The sequence below is a fragment of the Sphingomonas psychrolutea genome, from assembly GCF_014636175.1.
In the GTDB taxonomy this organism is placed as follows: Bacteria; Pseudomonadota; Alphaproteobacteria; order Sphingomonadales; family Sphingomonadaceae; genus Sphingomonas; species Sphingomonas psychrolutea.
Window position 1 is genome coordinate 165365 of the sequence record NZ_BMDW01000004.1, and the last position, 15333, is coordinate 180697.

At 63.7% G+C, this 15333-nt stretch carries 17 protein-coding genes and 1 tRNA gene; 10 read left to right on the forward strand and 8 right to left on the reverse strand.

Features of this window, described 5'->3' with window-relative positions:
* Nucleotides 1-3: 3 nt before the first annotated feature.
* The 5 genes from IEV62_RS05040 (at nt 4) to IEV62_RS05060 (ending at nt 1810) form a co-directional block, all read left to right on the forward strand.
* Nucleotides 4-80 (forward strand) — tRNA-Trp (locus IEV62_RS05040).
* A 218-nt stretch (nt 81-298) separates the two neighbouring features.
* On the forward strand, nt 299-496 hold the full coding sequence (gene secE, locus IEV62_RS05045; protein WP_188445767.1) for a preprotein translocase subunit SecE: 198 nt from the start codon (nt 299-301) through the stop codon (nt 494-496).
* A 14-nt stretch (nt 497-510) separates the two neighbouring features.
* Nucleotides 511-1050, forward strand: a complete 540-nt coding sequence (nusG, locus tag IEV62_RS05050; protein WP_188445768.1) for a transcription termination/antitermination protein NusG — start codon at nt 511-513, stop codon at nt 1048-1050.
* A gap of 197 nt (nt 1051-1247) precedes the next feature.
* Nucleotides 1248-1442 (forward strand): type II toxin-antitoxin system VapB family antitoxin, encoded by a 195-nt coding sequence (locus IEV62_RS05055; RefSeq protein ID WP_188445769.1) that lies wholly within the window; start codon nt 1248-1250, stop codon nt 1440-1442.
* Complete coding sequence (locus tag IEV62_RS05060) at nt 1439-1810, forward strand: type II toxin-antitoxin system VapC family toxin (protein WP_188445770.1); 372 nt, start codon at nt 1439-1441, stop codon at nt 1808-1810. The genes IEV62_RS05055 and IEV62_RS05060 overlap by 4 nt, the downstream gene beginning before the upstream one ends.
* Before the next feature lie 262 nt (nt 1811-2072).
* Here the strand turns inward: IEV62_RS05060 and IEV62_RS05065 are convergent, their stop codons facing one another.
* Nucleotides 2073-2921 (reverse strand): hypothetical protein, encoded by an 849-nt coding sequence (locus IEV62_RS05065; RefSeq protein WP_188445771.1) that lies wholly within the window; start codon nt 2919-2921, stop codon nt 2073-2075.
* Between the two features lie 122 nt (nt 2922-3043).
* A complete protein-coding gene (locus IEV62_RS05070; RefSeq protein WP_188445772.1) occupies nt 3044-4282 on the reverse strand; it encodes a hypothetical protein in 1239 nt (412 codons plus the stop codon).
* A 330-nt stretch (nt 4283-4612) separates the two neighbouring features.
* On the opposite strand from IEV62_RS05070, the gene rplK reads away from it, so the two are divergent.
* The 3 genes from rplK to IEV62_RS05085 all read left to right on the forward strand — a co-directional run bounded on the left by rplK (nt 4613) and on the right by IEV62_RS05085 (nt 6215).
* On the forward strand, nt 4613-5044 hold the full coding sequence (rplK, locus tag IEV62_RS05075; protein WP_188445773.1) for a 50S ribosomal protein L11: 432 nt from the start codon (nt 4613-4615) through the stop codon (nt 5042-5044).
* A 4-nt stretch (nt 5045-5048) separates the two neighbouring features.
* Nucleotides 5049-5741 carry a 50S ribosomal protein L1 gene (gene rplA, locus IEV62_RS05080; RefSeq protein WP_188445774.1) on the forward strand — a complete coding sequence of 231 codons (693 nt, stop codon included), beginning with the start codon at nt 5049-5051 and terminating at the stop codon, nt 5739-5741.
* A 267-nt stretch (nt 5742-6008) separates the two neighbouring features.
* The gene (locus tag IEV62_RS05085) at nt 6009-6215 is read left to right on the forward strand and encodes a cold-shock protein (protein WP_133190054.1); all 207 of its coding nucleotides are present in this window, start codon (nt 6009-6011) and stop codon (nt 6213-6215) included.
* Nucleotides 6216-6271: 56 nt separating this feature from the next.
* Here the strand turns inward: IEV62_RS05085 and IEV62_RS05090 are convergent, their stop codons facing one another.
* The 3 genes from IEV62_RS05090 to IEV62_RS05100 all read right to left on the reverse strand — a co-directional run bounded on the left by IEV62_RS05090 (nt 6272) and on the right by IEV62_RS05100 (nt 12179).
* Entirely contained in the window at nt 6272-8209 is a 1938-nt protein-coding gene (locus tag IEV62_RS05090; RefSeq protein WP_229732824.1) for an AsmA family protein, read from the reverse strand.
* Nucleotides 8210-8345: 136 nt separating this feature from the next.
* Nucleotides 8346-10820, reverse strand: coding sequence for a PhoX family protein (locus IEV62_RS05095; RefSeq protein ID WP_188445776.1), 2475 nt, complete (start codon nt 10818-10820; stop codon nt 8346-8348).
* Between the two features lie 180 nt (nt 10821-11000).
* Nucleotides 11001-12179 (reverse strand): aminotransferase class I/II-fold pyridoxal phosphate-dependent enzyme, encoded by a 1179-nt coding sequence (locus tag IEV62_RS05100; RefSeq protein WP_188445777.1) that lies wholly within the window; start codon nt 12177-12179, stop codon nt 11001-11003.
* 515 nt (nt 12180-12694) lie between these two features.
* Between IEV62_RS05100 and rplJ the strand changes: the two genes are divergently transcribed.
* Both rplJ and rplL read left to right on the forward strand, forming a co-directional pair.
* Entirely contained in the window at nt 12695-13228 is a 534-nt protein-coding gene (gene rplJ / locus IEV62_RS05105; RefSeq protein ID WP_188445778.1) for a 50S ribosomal protein L10, read from the forward strand.
* A 63-nt stretch (nt 13229-13291) separates the two neighbouring features.
* The gene (gene rplL / locus IEV62_RS05110) at nt 13292-13669 is read left to right on the forward strand and encodes a 50S ribosomal protein L7/L12 (protein WP_188445779.1); all 378 of its coding nucleotides are present in this window, start codon (nt 13292-13294) and stop codon (nt 13667-13669) included.
* Between the two features lie 156 nt (nt 13670-13825).
* Here rplL and IEV62_RS05115 read toward each other — a convergent pair whose 3' ends face one another.
* Genes IEV62_RS05115 through IEV62_RS05125 form a run of 3 tightly spaced genes read right to left on the reverse strand, consistent with a single transcriptional unit; the run spans nt 13826 to nt 15278 of the window.
* On the reverse strand, nt 13826-14545 hold the full coding sequence (locus IEV62_RS05115) for a hypothetical protein (protein ID WP_188445780.1): 720 nt from the start codon (nt 14543-14545) through the stop codon (nt 13826-13828).
* The gene (locus IEV62_RS05120) at nt 14542-14757 is read right to left on the reverse strand and encodes a helix-turn-helix domain-containing protein (RefSeq protein WP_188445781.1); all 216 of its coding nucleotides are present in this window, start codon (nt 14755-14757) and stop codon (nt 14542-14544) included. Before IEV62_RS05120 ends, IEV62_RS05115 begins: the two co-directional genes overlap by 4 nt.
* Nucleotides 14757-15278, reverse strand: coding sequence for a DUF2975 domain-containing protein (locus IEV62_RS05125; protein WP_188445782.1), 522 nt, complete (start codon nt 15276-15278; stop codon nt 14757-14759). The genes IEV62_RS05120 and IEV62_RS05125 overlap by 1 nt, the downstream gene beginning before the upstream one ends.
* Nucleotides 15279-15333 lie beyond the last annotated feature (55 nt).

The following is a 15333-nucleotide window of genomic DNA, read 5'->3' on the forward strand; positions in this document are numbered from 1 at the left end:
GATAGGGGTGTAGCTCAGTTGGTTAGAGCGTCGGTCTCCAAAACCGAAGGCCCTCGGTTCGAGTCCGAGCTCCCCTGCCAGGCCTGAAGGCGCACGCGATCAGCGAAGCTGACCCGCGAGACGCCGCAAGGCCGGGCGGCGGCCCCTGGGCCGTCCGACGTGATGGGACTTGCTCCCATCACGGCCCCCTGTTAGACCGTATCCATTCCGACATCGGGAATTTTCGTCATCGGGCCTTGGCAGGTCCGGGCGGCGGGCCCATGTCCGGAACAAGCGTTACAACAAGAGTGCAGGCACCGTGGCAAAGACGACCCCCCTCGAATTCTTCCGTCAGGTTCAGGCCGAGACCAAGAAGGTCGTGTGGCCGACGCGGCGTGAGACGCTGACGACGGGCATCATGGTCGTCATCATGACGACCATTCTCGGCCTGTTCTTCTTCGTGATCGACACCAGCTTCGAGGCGGTCATCGCCCTGCTGCTCAGCCTCGCAAAGTAAGAGACCAAAACACCATGGCACGCTGGTACATCATCCACGCTTATTCGGGTTTCGAGGGCAAGGTCCGCGATTCGATCATGTCGGAGGCGACCCGCATGGGCCTCGACCAGCTCGTCGAGCAAATCGAAGTCCCGACCGAGACGGTCACCGAAGCGCGCCGCGGCAAAAAGATTTTGGTCGAGCGCAAATTCATGCCGGGCTATGTGCTCGCCAAGCTCAACATGAACGACGACGTCTATCACCTCGTCAAGAACACGCCCAAGGTTACCGGCTTCCTGGGGCCGAACGGCAAGCCGCAAGCGATCCCCGAGGCGGAAGCCGCGCGGATGCTCAACACCAAAGACGAAGCCGCCGCCGCTGCGCCCAAGCAGAAGATCAAGGTCGATTTCGAAATCGGCGATTCGGTCAAGGTGCTCGACGGCCCGTTCGCGAGCTTCAACGGCATTGTGGAGGAACTCGATTTCGACCGGTCGCGGGTCAAGGTGTCGGTGTCGATCTTCGGGCGTGCTACGCCGGTCGAGCTGGAGTTTGAGCAAGTCGAGCGCTCGAAATAGCGCGAATGCGCTATTTCGAGACCCGCACGTGAAATAGCGCAGCTATTTCACGAGAACGATGCTCGACCGGCCGGCGGCCAAAGGCCGTCCGACGACGCGGCTTTGCCGCGGCGCGCCCGAGCGCAACACCACCACCCGCTCATTGAATCCAGCATCACCCGATGCTAAAACCCGTGCCTCACCAAAAGGCACACCCCATGCGCACGACCATAGCCCTCGACGACGATCTCGTCGCAAAGGCACAAGCCTATACCGGCATCACCGAGAAATCGGCGCTGGTCCGCGCGGCGTTGCAGGCGCTCGTCGCGCGCGAGGCGGCGCATCGGCTCGCACTGCTCGGTGGGACCGAGCCCGATTTCACCCTGCCACCACGCCGCCGCAGCGAGCCGTGATCCTCGCGGACACGTCTGTCTGGGTCGATCATTTTCGGCCCGGTCAGGCAATTCTGGCGGCACACCTTGAGGCAGGGCACATTGCGATGCACGCTTATGTGCTGGGCGAGATTGCCATGGGAGCACTCCACCAGCGTGCGCGGATCCTGTCGGACCTGCACGATTTTACCCAAGCGCCAATCGCCGACCACCACGAAGTCCTCGCGCTTGTCGAAACCCATAAGCTGTTCGGCAGCGGTATCGGCTATATCGACGCTCACCTCCTGGCATCCACGCTTCTCGCGCCGGGCATGAGGCTGTGGACCCACGATAAACCGCTGCACGCGGCGGCGGTGCGGCTGGGGGTGGCGGCAGCGGTCAGTGGTTAGGCGCGCTTAAGCGTCTGCTTTCAACCGCCCCAACGGCAGATCGATCTCTCCATGATCAGGTCGGTCTCGGTCAAGATTTTCACGATCTTCTGGTAATGGCCTACAGCGTCGTAGCTGAGGACCCGCATCCGCCGGCACCGCAGCCATTTCCGCGCGGAGTCCAAGATAAGCATGTCGCCCTTGCCGTTCGCGCCACGCCAGCCGGCGGGGCAGACTTGGCAACCGCGCACGCGACAGGAATGTCGCGGACTGCGCCATAGGGCTACCGCCGCCACCTTACCTGCGACAAATCCGGCAACACCGGCGCCTCCGGCTCGTGCGGCGACTGCCCGCGCCCCTCGCGCTGCGCCGCTCGACGAACCGCATAATCCTCGCGGTCGCGCGCGCGTTCCGCTTCCCACATCGCGCCCAGCCGATAGCTGCGCGCTTCCTGTGATTCGCCGCGGCGGCGCTTGATGTGCGGCGGTTCGGCCTGCAACCGCACTTCCTTCTGGTGGAGGTGGAGCAGCTGCATCGCCTGGTCGAAGGTCATCGGCGGCACCGGCGGGGGATCGTTGTGGCGCCACGCATCGTCGCGGTAACTGTCGGCCAGGCCGGCTTCCATCAGCGCCGCCTCGATCCTTTCATAGCCCATTTCGAGCGCCATCCGCATCTCGCGCGCAAAGGCGGGGTTCTGGCGGCGGCGCGCGTAGAAAGCGGAATGCGAGAAGCCCGCCGCCGCCGCCGCGAGCCGGACGTTGGCGGTGGCGGACAAAGCGGCGAGAAACGCCTGTTCGGCCGCACGCGTCAGGCGTCCGGCCGGGGTTCGTCGGACTTGCAGGCGGCCCGAAGCGGTGCGGAGGATTTTCGGCTCGGTGGCAATAGCTGCTGTCCTGGTACACAGCCTCGGCTTAGCTCCGGTGCGCTTCACCTCGTGCAACGCGGCATGCGCGATCGCGAGCGCCATGTCCCATTCGGCCGCGAAGGCCGGGTGCTTGACGCGGCGTTTGGTGAATTTCGCACGGTGCGCACCGACTTGCCGCGCCGCCTCGCGTACGTTGCCGATCTGCCGCAGCGCCTTGAGGAAGGCGGCGTTCTCGAGGCATTGCGCGCGGGTGAGTGGTCGGACCATTGCGCCCAACCATTTCTACCGCGTTTTCCTACATTGCAACCCGCATCCGCTATCACTGCGGCCGGATCGTGCGATGCTACGCGCATCCGATCCGGCCGCTCCGTTCGTACCCATCCCCGCGCTTATTGCGCGAACAGCAATCCCCACATGAAGTCATAGGCGGTATAGCCCTTGGCCGGCGCATTCGGCCCGATCGGGGACCCGACATTGGCGGGGCCCGACGCATTGAACGCCGCGCCCGCATGACACGAAATGCACGACGATTGCGCGAGCGGGACGTTGGCGTTGAGCGTTTCGACCACCGAACTGCCGAGCAACGTGGGATTGGCGGCGGTGCCGAAGGTGCTTTGCGATCCGCTCAGGCAATAATTGGCGAAGACCGCGCCGACATTGGCTTGCTGCATCATCGCGGTGACGTTGGCCGATTTGGGGCAGGCGCCATATTGCCCCCACGGCTTGGCGTTCGCCGGGGTGGTTGGCGTCGTCGCGCCGAAGCTGTCGCTACACCCAGTCAAATCGCAGCGACCCGGCGTATAGGCATTTTCGAAATCGGCCCAGATCCAGTCGGGGAAGCCGGGGGTCTTGACCGAAATATGCATGCTGGTCATCGCATAGGCCGTGGCCGGGCCTTTGCCGACATTGGCGCTCGACGTGTAGAAATTGGCGGTGACGAAGCTCGCCGGCTTGCCCAGCCAGGTCGCCAGCGTGGTGACCGGAATCCAGTCGGCCTTTACCTCGAGCGCGTTCCACGGCGCGGTGACCGGCTGGCCCGTTGCGTAATATTGGCTGATCCCGGCCGATGACCACAGGCCGTTGCCGACCAGATAATCATAGGTCGCGCGGTCACGGCGCACTTCCTCGCCGACGCAGCCGGTCTTGGGGAAGCCTGACCCCGCCGCCGCGCCGCCCAGCCCCGACGGCGATCCGCAGCCCTGCGCGGGTCCGATCACTTGCACGCCAAAGCCGCGCCGTGCGCCGCGCAGCGCCGCGGTCGCGCGCATGTGCGCCATGCCGAGCAAGCTGCGCTGGAGCGACTTGGGCGCGCGTTTGGACGTCGCGCTCGGCCATGCCGGTACATTGCAGCCCGGTACGGGTTTAGTGGGTGCGCACGGATTGGAAACATAGATGTCCTGATCCGAGGCAAAGGTCTCATACGCGACTTTGCCCGGCACACCCGACGGGGTGACGGCAAGGATGAATTGCTGCCACAAGACCAAGTCGTTCGAGATTGGCGGCGGTGGAACGATTTGGGCTGGTTTGGCGCTGCTTTGCACACCGCCGAGCGCGAGTGCGGAAACAGCAATCGCCGATAGTCCCAGCGACACATAGGCACGACGTGATTTAACGGTTGATACAGACATGGTCTTTGCTCTCCATACAAATGATGAACGCGCTGTTACCCGTCGGTAGTCTCTCCGATACCGTATTAGAGACCGCAATTACGCATTGAGTCAACGTCACTTCTGTAACAAAGCTACATCCATTACGGCGCTACTTACAGCATACGTCGGCGCTGTGACCCTTGGCCGTTGCGAGAATGACGCAAAGCGCGGGCACAAGCATTTGCATCGCGGCGCGCATTCGGGTATGCGCGCCAGCTTCCAACGTCACATCGTCGGAACCATCCGCGGGAGATGGGCCATCGGCCCGTCGTCTGGACCGCTAAACTTGAAACAGAGTGAGGCTGCCACATGGCAAAAAAGATTACCGGCTATATCAAGCTGCAGGTTCCTGCAGGCAAGGCCAACCCCTCGCCCCCGATCGGCCCAGCTTTGGGTCAGCGCGGCGTCAACATCATGGAATTCTGCAAGGCGTTCAACGCGCAGACCGGTGACCAGGAAGTCGGCACGCCGCTGCCGACCGTGATCACCGTCTATGCCGACCGTTCGTTCTCGTTCGAGACCAAGACGCCGCCGGCATCGTACCTGATCAAGAAGGCCGCTGGCCTCAAGTCGGGTTCGAAGGAACCGGGCAAGATTTCGGGCGGGACGATCAAGCGTTCGCAGCTGGCCGACATCGCGACTGCGAAGATGAAGGATTTGAACGCCAACGATCTGGGTGCCGCAACGCGCATCATCGAAGGCTCCGCCCGCGCAATGGGCCTCGAAGTGGTGGAGGGCTAAGATCATGACATTCATCAGCAAGAAGCAGAAGTCGGTCACGATCGATCGTGAAAAGCTCCACGGCATCGACGAAGCGATCGCTTTGGCGAAATCGGGTGCCACCTCGAAGTTCGACGAGACGATCGAAGTCGCGATGAACTTGGGCGTCGACCCGCGCCACGCCGACCAAATGGTCCGCGGCGTCGTGACCTTGCCCAAAGGCACGGGTAAAACCGTCCGCGTCGGCGTGTTCGCCAAGGGCGTGAAGGCCGAGGAGGCGCTCGCCGCCGGGGCCGATGTCGTTGGCGCGGAGGATCTGATGGAGATCGTCCAGGGTGGCACGATCGATTTCGACCGCTGCATCGCGACGCCGGACATGATGGGCATCGTCGGGCGACTCGGCAAGATCCTGGGGCCGAAGGGCATGATGCCGAACCCCAAGCTCGGCACGGTCACGATGAACGTCGCGGAAGCGGTCAAGGCAGCCAAGGGCGGCCAAATCGAATATCGCGTCGAAAAGGCCGGGATCATCCATTCGGGCATCGGCAAGGCGTCGTTCCCGGCAGAAGATCTGCGCGCCAATTTCAACGCGCTGATCGATGCGATCGTCAAGGCCAAGCCGTCGGGCGCCAAGGGCAAGTATGTCCGCAAGGTCGCGGTTTCGAGCACCATGGGTGTCGGGATCAAGGTCGATGTGGCTGAGGTTTCGGCCGCCTAAGGCGTCCCATTCCGTTCGCGACATGATCAAGGGCCGGGGCGCAATCCCCGGCCCTTTTTCTTTCTTCTCTCTCGCCCCGCTTGCGGGGAGAGGGAGAAGCAGGACGCGCCATTTGCTATTGGGGCGAAATGCGCCTAAGGCGCTCAGGCTACTTTCGCAAATCGACGGTCTCTGGCGCTTTGCGGCTCCATCTTCCTTCTTTCACTGCTGATTACGGCACACGTCGACGCGACTCTCGCGTCGCCGCAACCAAAGAAGGATACCTTCATGACCATCGGAACCGTAAAGTTCTTCAATGCCGACAAGGGCTATGGCTTCATCGCGCCGGAAGGCGGCGGCGAGGATGCCTTTGTGCACATCACCGCAGTCGAGCGCGCCGGCATGGCGACCCTCGATAAGGACCAGCGCGTTCAGTACGAGCTCGAGCAGGACAAGCGCGGCAAGATGTCGGCTGTGAACCTGCAGCACGCTTAATAGCGTCTGCTAAAAGAAAGGGCGGTCCGGTTCTCCGGGCCGCCCTTTTTTTGTGTTCACCGTAGCGCCGTCGCGACGGCGCGCTCGTAACCGAACGTCGCGGGCGGCGGGATCGGGATGTCGGGCGGGGTCTTGGTGAGGCCGAGTGCCTGACCGAGCGAGCGACCGAATACCTTGAGCAGCGCGCCAGGTGTCGGCTTGTCGGTGGTGCCCGCGCCCGCGACCGATACGGTCGGCGCGCTCAGCGTGCCGCCAATGCGGATCGGGTCGGCAATGCGCAGCAACGCGCGGCTCTTGCTCGTGCCCGCCAGCGTTACGTCGATGCGCTCGCCATCGAGCACAATCCGCCCTGCCCCGCGCCCGACCGAGCTGCCAGTGTCGATGCCGAGCGGATGCGGAACAAGCACACCATTGGTCGCACTGAAATTGGCGACGAGGCAGCGCAGCGGCACTTGCTGGCTCGGGCCGCCAATCGCGTGGACGACCGCGCCGCTCAGATTCTGGCCGAGCACATCTGCGACGATCCGCTTTACATGGCCCTGCGTCGCGACAATCGCCGCCTTGCCCGAGGCGTGCGACAGCGCTTCGCGCACGGTATCGCCCTGACCGCTCAGGACAATGTGCCCGCGCACTTGCCCGCCGACGATGTCGGGCTGGCCGATCAAGCCCTCGAGCGTGAGGCCGGCCAGACGGAGGTCGACCGACAATTTGGGTGGCCCGCTGCGATGATCGACGCGGGCGGTGCCGGTCATCCGCCCATTGGCGAGCGTGGCGACGATGTTGCTGACGCTCAGCAACTTATGATCGAGGCTTAGCGTGCCGGACAGGCTGTGGAATACCGTGCCGCCCTTGGAGAGCAGATGGTCTGCGGAAAAGCGGATCGTGCCGTCGGTCTTCCACAGTTTCGACAAGTTGATGCGCGTTGGCGGGAGGACGCGCGGGCCGATCGTCGCACGGCGCTGGGCCGAGACGGCTTGCCCCTTGGCGTCGGCGAGATCGTCGAAATCGAGCTGCGTGGCGTGCAGCCGCGCGTCGATCGCGGTACGCTGGTCGATCTTGTGGACCGTCGCCATCCCGGTGAAGCGCGAGCGCCCGATGCTGCCGCCGATCCGGTCGACATACCAGTCGCGCCCGTCATGCCGGATCGTCCCCGTCACCGCGACGGCTTGCGTGCCGAACAATCCCGCTTCGATGATGCGGTCGATATTCTTGAGCGTCGGGGCCTGCGCCGCGATGGCGGCGGTGAAGTGGCGCGTGTCGAGCACCCCGTTCATCTGGCCCTTTGCGGTCATGTGCAGGGCGGGCGATGCCAGCGTGGCGGCGAAGGGATAGGGCGCGGCGGGGTCGATCCCGGTGATCCGCCCGCCGGTCAGATCGAGCGTGGCGGGCGAATCCAGAAAGGTGCCGGTGGCGGACAGGCGGAGGCCGCGCGTCGCATCGACGGTAAGCGGCCCCGCAATCATCAGGCCGCGCTTGGCGTCCCGCAGCACGATCTGCGTGTTGGTGATGGTCAGATCGGACAGGCTGGGGCCAGTCGATTCGGACGTGCGCGCTTTGGGTCCATCGGGTTTCCAGTTGGCGCGACCGTCGGCGTCGCGGATCAGCACGATCCGCGCGCCATCGACCGTCACCCGGTCCGGGCGGAACGTGCCGAACAGCAAAGCGAACACCGGCACGCGCACCCGCGCCATGCCGATGCGGACGAAATCACCGGGGCCTGCCCAAGCGGGCTGTGCGATCCGCACATCGCGTACCGAAACGATCGGCGTGTAGGAAAACACGCCGTCGCGCGTGATTGATCCGACCTGTACGTGCGTCTTGAGCGCGGCCGACAGGCGGTTCTCGACCAGCCCCCGCATCAACCCGACCGGAAAGGCACCCAGTACAAGGACGAAAATTGCGAGCGACGCCAGAAGGGCGAGAGCGATACGCGGCAGCAGCCAGTGCCAGCGCGGCGGGCGCGCGATGCGCGGCAGGTTTTCTGGGATCGTCACGCGGGGAAGAACCCGGCGACGCGACATTTGTTGCACCAACGTAGCGCCGTGATGACGCGAGACGGGCCGGAGGTTTCTCACCCCCCGGCCCTTCCGCAATCCCCGGCGCCTTTCCCAATTGCAGTATCGTGGGCGGTCAGATGCCGATCACGCCACCATCCGCCTTAGTGATGACGATTGTCGCCGAACGCGGGCGCGATCCGGCGGCGGCGGTGCCCGACTGATTGGCGGGCCAATTGCTCGTAATCGACGCAGCGGTGCCGTTCTCGCCAGGATGCTGAATGTTCACGAACAGCGATTTGCCGTCCGGCGTCGAGTGGATGCCGGTGATCTCGCATTCCTTCGGGCCGACGAGGAAACGACGCAGCGTCGTCCCCGGCGTCTTGCCGATCCGCGTCGTCACGGTGTTGGTCGCGCCGCCCAGCGTGCTGGTCACGCTGCGCGTGCCGCCGTCACCGACGATGCCGGGGATCGATGCTAGCAACATGCAGTTGGTCTGGTCGACAAAGGCGCCGTCATCGGTTTCGATCCACATTAGCGGCGTGGAAGTACCGGTAATGTTCGTCGGCAGGCCAAACCACAGTCCGTCGGGCGACGAGAAATCGTTGGTCGCATCAAGGCCAGAAAGATTGATGTTGGTCGCATCAAGGTCGCTACCCGCACCGAAGCCATAAATATCCCAGGTGAAGCTGGTCGCCTCGGACGTATCGCCGGTTTCCCGCAAGCGGATGATATGGCCATTGGCATTGCCATTAGTCGATCCGCCGGTCGTCCGCGGATCGTTATAAGCGCGCGGATTGGCCGGATCGACCGCGGCGGCGGTACGCGACGAATTGTTGGTGAGCGTCGCATACATCTCGCCGGTTGCCGGATTGACTGCGGTCCATTCGGGCCGATCCATCCGCGTCGCACCGAGCGCATCCGCCGCGAGCCGTGCGTTGACGAGGACGTCGGCCTGATCGGCAAAGGCATAAGCGGCGTTGCCGGCGGTCAGCGGGCCGGTGCCGAACACCAACGGCAGCCATGTGCCGCTGCCATCGGCGTTGAAGCGCGCGACATAGAGCGTGCCCGCGTCGAGATATTTGTCGCCGATCGCGAGACGGTTGGTGATCGCCGCATCCGCCGCCGACCAAACCGCGGTCGATACGAATTTGTAGATATATTCGTTTTGCGCGTCGTCGCCCATGTAAAAGGCGGGGCGGACGCCTGCGATCGTACGGCCGATCTGGCAGCCTTCATGGTTCATGCGGCCAAGCGCGGTGCGCTTGCGCGGGGTCGATGCCGGATCGAACGGATCGATTTCGACGACCCAGCCATATTGGAACGCTTCGTTGCGGAAATCGCCGGTGCCGTCGGCTGCGGCGGTCGGATTGACCGTGATGTTCCACTTCGAAAAGTTCGTGCTGGTCGCATCGGCGGGGACCACGGTCGCCCAATTGTTGTTGCCCGCGCGACCTTCGGGAATGCCGTAGCGCGCGAGGCTGACATTGACCTTCGACGTTGCACCGCCGCGCGCGACGACATCGCCGGTCGAGCGGCGGAAATAACCCGCCCAATTCTCTTCATTGGTCAGATAGGTGTTCCACGGCATCGTGCCATTGGCGCAGTTGTTGATCGTGCCGCGCCCCGCAACGCCGGTCGGCGAGAAAACCGTGCGCAGGATGGCGTTACCACGCACCGGGCCGTTGAAGGCCATCGGCGTCAGCGGGGTGATGCGGCGGTTGAGCGACGAGGACTGGACATAGGACCAGGTGCCGCCGGTCTGCGCTACTTCGATCACCGAGACGCCGTGGCACTCGATTTCCTTGATCGCCTCGGCCTCAGGCCGTGCGCCGCCGACCGAAGTCTGCCCGGCGGTGTGGAGATAGGCTGCGGTGATATTCTCGTGGTTCAGCGCGAGCACACCGCGCGTGTTGCTCGTCGGATCGGGCGTGGTGCCAGTCGCGGCCAGCCCGAAGAAGGTCAGGCCGTCGTGATGATCGCCCGCACGTTGCGCGAAATTGGTATCGGTGCCGTCGTTAGCGAAGGCGGAAACGCCGCTCGCGATCGGATCGCCGAGGCGGTAGAGGACCGTTGCGGTGTAGCCGGTCGGCACGGTGACGATATCGGCAAGGCTTTTGGGGACAGCGGTGAAGCCGAGGACGGCCGGCGCGATCACGACGGTCGCCACGGAATTTACGGCGTTGCCCGATTCGGGGATCGCGGTAAATTGGAACGTCAGTGTTGCATTTGCACTGACCGAAGGAGCGATGAAGGTCGCGACGTTGCTGTTTGCCCCGGTCAGCGTGACGGGCGGTCCTCCGGTCTGGCTCCAGCTGGAATTTCTGGCTGATCCGCCAGCGACGGTACCCGTCAGCGTCACGAGCTTTCCCGACGTCGTCTGACCCGACGAACCGGCCACAATCGTCAGCGGGATCGCGTCGACGCCGCTGCACGCCGATAGCAACGCTCCCCCGAATACCGCTGCGGTAGCGGCCGACATACCGCCCATCAACGCTTGCCGCCGCGAATAGCGCGACGCGATCATGTCGTTCAGATGCGGATTGCTGGTGCGGTTGGTGTCGATATCGCCGTCATCATAAGCGGTGATCACGGTGTTGAACGTTTCCATAGGGTCCCCCCGAAGCGACCTGAATGGTCGTCGGAAGTCTTCATGTTGGGGAAAGTTAACGTTGGCATGACGTCTTGGCGACGATCGCGCGACAGTATCGCGACTTTTGTGTGACATGGCCTCGGCACCGCCGAAAATGCCGGCTTTCGCGCGATCGTCTGCCCGATTTTGCTTGCCCGATCAGGCGATAATTTTGTCGAGCGCCATACAGAACGCCTTCATCTCCGCCGCCGAGCCGACCGTCACGCGGCTGACCGTCGGCCAGATCGGCCAGGATCGCCCGATTTCGACGCTTTCCTTGCGGAAGGCGGCTTGCATGTCCTTGGCCTGTTTGGTTTTCCAATCGATCATGAACATGTTCGCATCGGTCGGGAACACCGTCACGCCTTTCGCCTTCAAATGATCGAGCGTCAGGCCGCGCGCGACTTGCATTTCCTTGCGGCGCGCGGCGATCAGCGGCGCGGCGGTGAGGCTGGCGGTGGCGCAGGCGATGCTGGTGACGGGCAAGGCGCCCGATTGCATCCCACCATCGTAGCGCATCATCTTCTGGATGTTGGCGGGCTGGGTGATGATATAGCCCATCCGCAGCCCTGCCATGCCGAACAGCTTGGAGAAGGTGCGCATCACAATGACATGCTTGTGCTGCAGCGCGAGATAGGAGGCGACGGGGACGCCGGCGAAATGCGTGTACGCTTCGTCGATCAGCACCATCGCATCGGTTGGTTTGTTGGCGATCAGCCATTCGATATCGGCGAGCGGGGTGATCGTGCCGGTCGGGTTGTTGGGCGTGCAGATATAGAACAGCCCGGCATTCGGATTGGCCGCGACCATCGCTCTCACGTCATGGCGGTAATCGGGCGTCAGCGGCACCGCATTGACTGGCGCGCCGAGCCACGCGGCGGTGCGGCCGGCAAGCTCGAAGGTCGGGTCGGCAGTGACGAGTCCCCTGGTCGGCGAACAATAGCTGACGACCGCGCGGCACAGCGGATCGCTCGACCCCGGCCACGGCGCGACATGATCGTAGGGGACGGTCTCGACCGCTATCACCGCCTTGATGAAATCGCCGCGCTGATCCTGCGGGGAATAGCGGTTGCCCTGCCCGATCATCTTCGATGCCGCCACTGCCCCGGGCGTGAGCGGGCCGGTCCAGCATTCGTTCGCGCCGATCCGCACCTTGGCATTCGGTGCCGGATCGGGCACGCCGCCCGATGCCCAGGCCGGCCGCCCGACACTGGCGGCGAGCATGCCGGTACCGAACACCGCAGCAACGCGCGCAAGGTCGCGGCGAGCAAAGCCGCGGGTTAGCAGATCATCCTGCGCTTCATCGGAAAGCGGCGCGGCGGGCAAGTGCGTAGTCATCGATCGGTCCCCTGCTTCAAGCGGATTGCGATCCTTCCTGCGTGGACTCGTGCGGTCCTTCTGGGGACTGAGTGTTTCCTAGTTTGGCGAGAAAAGCTACCCCCATCATCGTCACCCCGGCCTTGTGCCGGGGTCCACCGATCAACGCACACGCGGCGTGTCGGGCGCGGTGGGCCCCGGCACAAGGCCGGGGTGACGACGGACGTTTGGCGGTCTGGTCGCGCCCGCCCAAGGTTGACTCCTGCGCCGTATCCGCTAAAGGCGCGCACTCTCCCGACAGGCTCCGGCTTGGCGGGACCGTCCGAGACAGCGAGTGACCGGGATTTGCCGGTCTTGATTTCTCGCCGAGACGGGGACAGGATTTTTCCGCTCGGGGCTTCCCCGTGACGGTTTGCCGCCTCATGATCGGGGCGTCGCTCCCATTCCCCATCGCTGGACTATGCTGGGCAAGCATCTGCTTGTCCGGTTTGTAACCGGTCACGATCCCCGGATTGTGGCCAAACGTGGAGAATGGCATGGATCGCGCTCAAAAGACCGAGCTCGTCGCCGAGCTGCAACAGACGTTTGCCGAAGTCGGCGTGGTGATCGTCACCCGCAACCTCGGTATGACGGTGGCGCAGTCGACCAAGCTGCGTATCGCAATGCGCGACGCAGGGGCGACCTACAAGGTCTCGAAGAACAAGCTTGCCAAGATCGCGCTGGACGGCACCGACTATCTCTCGCTGGGCGACTTGCTCACCGGGCCAGTGGGTCTCGCCAGTTCCATTGACCCCGTCGCGGCCGCCAAGGTGGCCGTCGATTTCGCGAAGACGAACGACAAGTTCGAAATCGTGGGTGGGGCGATGGGCGCGACCGTCCTCGACGTAGACGGTGTGAAGGCACTCGCGACGATGCCGTCGCTGGATGAACTGCGCGCGAAGATCCTGGGCCTCCTGGTTGCACCCGCAACCAAGCTCGCGACGATCACGCAGGCTCCTGCAGCACAGCTCGCCCGGGTCCTCATGGCGTATGCCGACAAGGACGCCGAACAGGCAGAAGTGGACGCCTGATGCGCCATTTGGTGCTTTGGACGCTTCGAGATTTCAAACCGAACCTAAAATTGGAGATTAATCATGGCAGACCTTAACGCGCTGGTTGACCAGCTTTCGGCCCTCACCGTCCTCGAGGCAGCCGATCTTTCGAAGCTTCTCGAAGAGAAGTGGGGCGTCTCGGCCGCAGCAGCGGTTGCAGTCGCTGGCCCGGCAGCAGGCGGCCCTGCCGCTCCTGCGGTCGAAGAGCAGACCGAATTTGACGTCATCCTCGTCAATGACGGTGGCAAGAAGATCAACGTCATCAAGGAAGTGCGCGTGATCACCGCACTCGGCCTGACCGAAGCCAAGACGCTGGTCGAATCGGCTCCCAAGGCCGTCAAGGAAGGCGTCAACAAGGAAGAAGCCGCCAAGATCAAGGCGCAGCTGGAAGCAGCCGGCGCAACCGTCGAGATCAAGTAAGCTGCAGCGGGAGAGACGCTTTAGCGCAAGCTAAAGCGCACTCCCGCAAAGCCGGGCGGCGGCCCTCGGGCCGTCCGACGACATGGGCTTTGCCCATGTCCGCTTGATCCAAAGAAACAGGCGGCTCCAGCAATGGAGCCGCCTGTTTCCGTTCGTTCAACCCCGCAACGACACCCCTGCCCTGCCCGCCGCGCGTTCCGCTGCGACATAGCTTGCCGCCACCAGAACCGCCGACAGCCACCCGACGAGCAGCGAATCGATCAACAGCACCGTCCACAGCAGCGCCTTGGGTCCGAGAATCGCCAATGCCGCAAACGCATAATGCGGCACCATCAGCGGCAGCATCGCAACCAGCGAGAAAACGAAGGTCCACGGGATCTGCCGCGCCATGATCGCGACCGACGCGCGCGGGCCGATCGCGGCATTGCCGAGTGCCGCCGCGACACCCCATGCGGCGATCAGAATCCCGATCACCTGCCCGCCCACGAACGTCGCAAGCAACACCCAGCCGATCTGCGGCAGCACGAACAGCTGCAGCACCGCCAGCGCAATCTGAAACGCCGCGAAGCCTGCGAACAACCGCACCGCGCGTGCGTCGGGCCGCGCCGCCGCACGCGGATCGCGCCACGCAAGAAAGCGCACGATCCAATAGCCCGGCAGGATCAACGCGATGACCTTGATCATGCCGAAGCCCATCCGCCACGGATCGTGTTCGACCGCCTTCGCCATCGCGATGCTTTGATACATGCCGATCTTGACCTCGACGATATGCTGCACGACCTCGAAAAAGACCGGGACCAAAGCGAGCAAAGGACAGGCGATCAGAAAAGCGATACTGCCGCCGTACGTCCGGCGGAGCGCTTGAAAGAAGGTCACGCATTTTCCCCATCGTCGAAAGCGAGCAAATCGCCCGGTTGGCAGTCCAGCACGCGGCAAATCGCCTCGAGCGTCGAAAAGCGGATCGCACGGGCCTTGCCCGTTTTCAGGATCGACAGATTGACCGGGCTGATCTCGACCGCCGTCGCGAGTTCGGTCAGCGACATGCGGCGCGCGTGCAGCACCGCGTCGAGCTTGACGATCACCGGCATCAGATCGTCATCGCCAGATCGTCGCGCATTGCCGCACCGACGCGAAACACACGGGCGAGCACGAACACCATCAACGTTGCGATCCACCCGCCGAACGACGGCGACCACGTGCCGAATTCAACGTGCAGTGTGGTGAACCAGAGCGCGAACGCCCCCAGCAGCAAATCGAGCGCTTGGAGGACGAGCAACGCCCACCCGATCGTCTGCAACCGCTGCGCATTGGCGGCGGTGAAGGGATCACCGTCGCGCACGGTCGCGACCATTGCCAGCAACCGCGAGAAGATCAAATTCAGCGCAGCCCCGGCGGGAAACGCCGCCAGCATCAGCAGGCGCATTGCCTGCACTACGCTCGCGGCATCGAGGCTAGGACCGTATTTGGCGAGCAATCGCGCCTCCAGCACCGCCGTGAAGCCGAACGACAGCAGGATGGCCAGCACGAACGCCGCCATCGCAACAAGGTTTGCGATCAGAAAAAAGCGCAGCGCACCGCGCGCCACCCGCAAGACACCGTCATCCGCCATGCCCCGAATCTCCTTATCGTTTATCGATATGGTACATATCGATAAACGTAAAGTC

Coding starts and splice junctions, on each gene's coding strand:
- IEV62_RS05100 (WP_188445777.1), bottom strand. CDS start 12,179: ATGACTACGCACTTGCCCGCCGCGCCGCTTTCCGATGAAGCGCAGGAT.
- nusG (WP_188445768.1), top strand. CDS start 511: ATGGCACGCTGGTACATCATCCACGCTTATTCGGGTTTCGAGGGCAAG.
- IEV62_RS05095 (WP_188445776.1), bottom strand. CDS start 10,820: ATGGAAACGTTCAACACCGTGATCACCGCTTATGATGACGGCGATATC.
- rplK (WP_188445773.1), top strand. CDS start 4,613: ATGGCAAAAAAGATTACCGGCTATATCAAGCTGCAGGTTCCTGCAGGC.
- rplJ (WP_188445778.1), top strand. CDS start 12,695: ATGGATCGCGCTCAAAAGACCGAGCTCGTCGCCGAGCTGCAACAGACG.
- rplL (WP_188445779.1), top strand. CDS start 13,292: ATGGCAGACCTTAACGCGCTGGTTGACCAGCTTTCGGCCCTCACCGTC.
- IEV62_RS05070 (WP_188445772.1), bottom strand. CDS start 4,282: ATGTCTGTATCAACCGTTAAATCACGTCGTGCCTATGTGTCGCTGGGA.
- rplA (WP_188445774.1), top strand. CDS start 5,049: ATGACATTCATCAGCAAGAAGCAGAAGTCGGTCACGATCGATCGTGAA.
- IEV62_RS05085 (WP_133190054.1), top strand. CDS start 6,009: ATGACCATCGGAACCGTAAAGTTCTTCAATGCCGACAAGGGCTATGGC.
- IEV62_RS05065 (WP_188445771.1), bottom strand. CDS start 2,921: ATGGTCCGACCACTCACCCGCGCGCAATGCCTCGAGAACGCCGCCTTC.
- IEV62_RS05055 (WP_188445769.1), top strand. CDS start 1,248: ATGCGCACGACCATAGCCCTCGACGACGATCTCGTCGCAAAGGCACAA.
- IEV62_RS05120 (WP_188445781.1), bottom strand. CDS start 14,757: ATGCCGGTGATCGTCAAGCTCGACGCGGTGCTGCACGCGCGCCGCATG.
- IEV62_RS05125 (WP_188445782.1), bottom strand. CDS start 15,278: ATGGCGGATGACGGTGTCTTGCGGGTGGCGCGCGGTGCGCTGCGCTTT.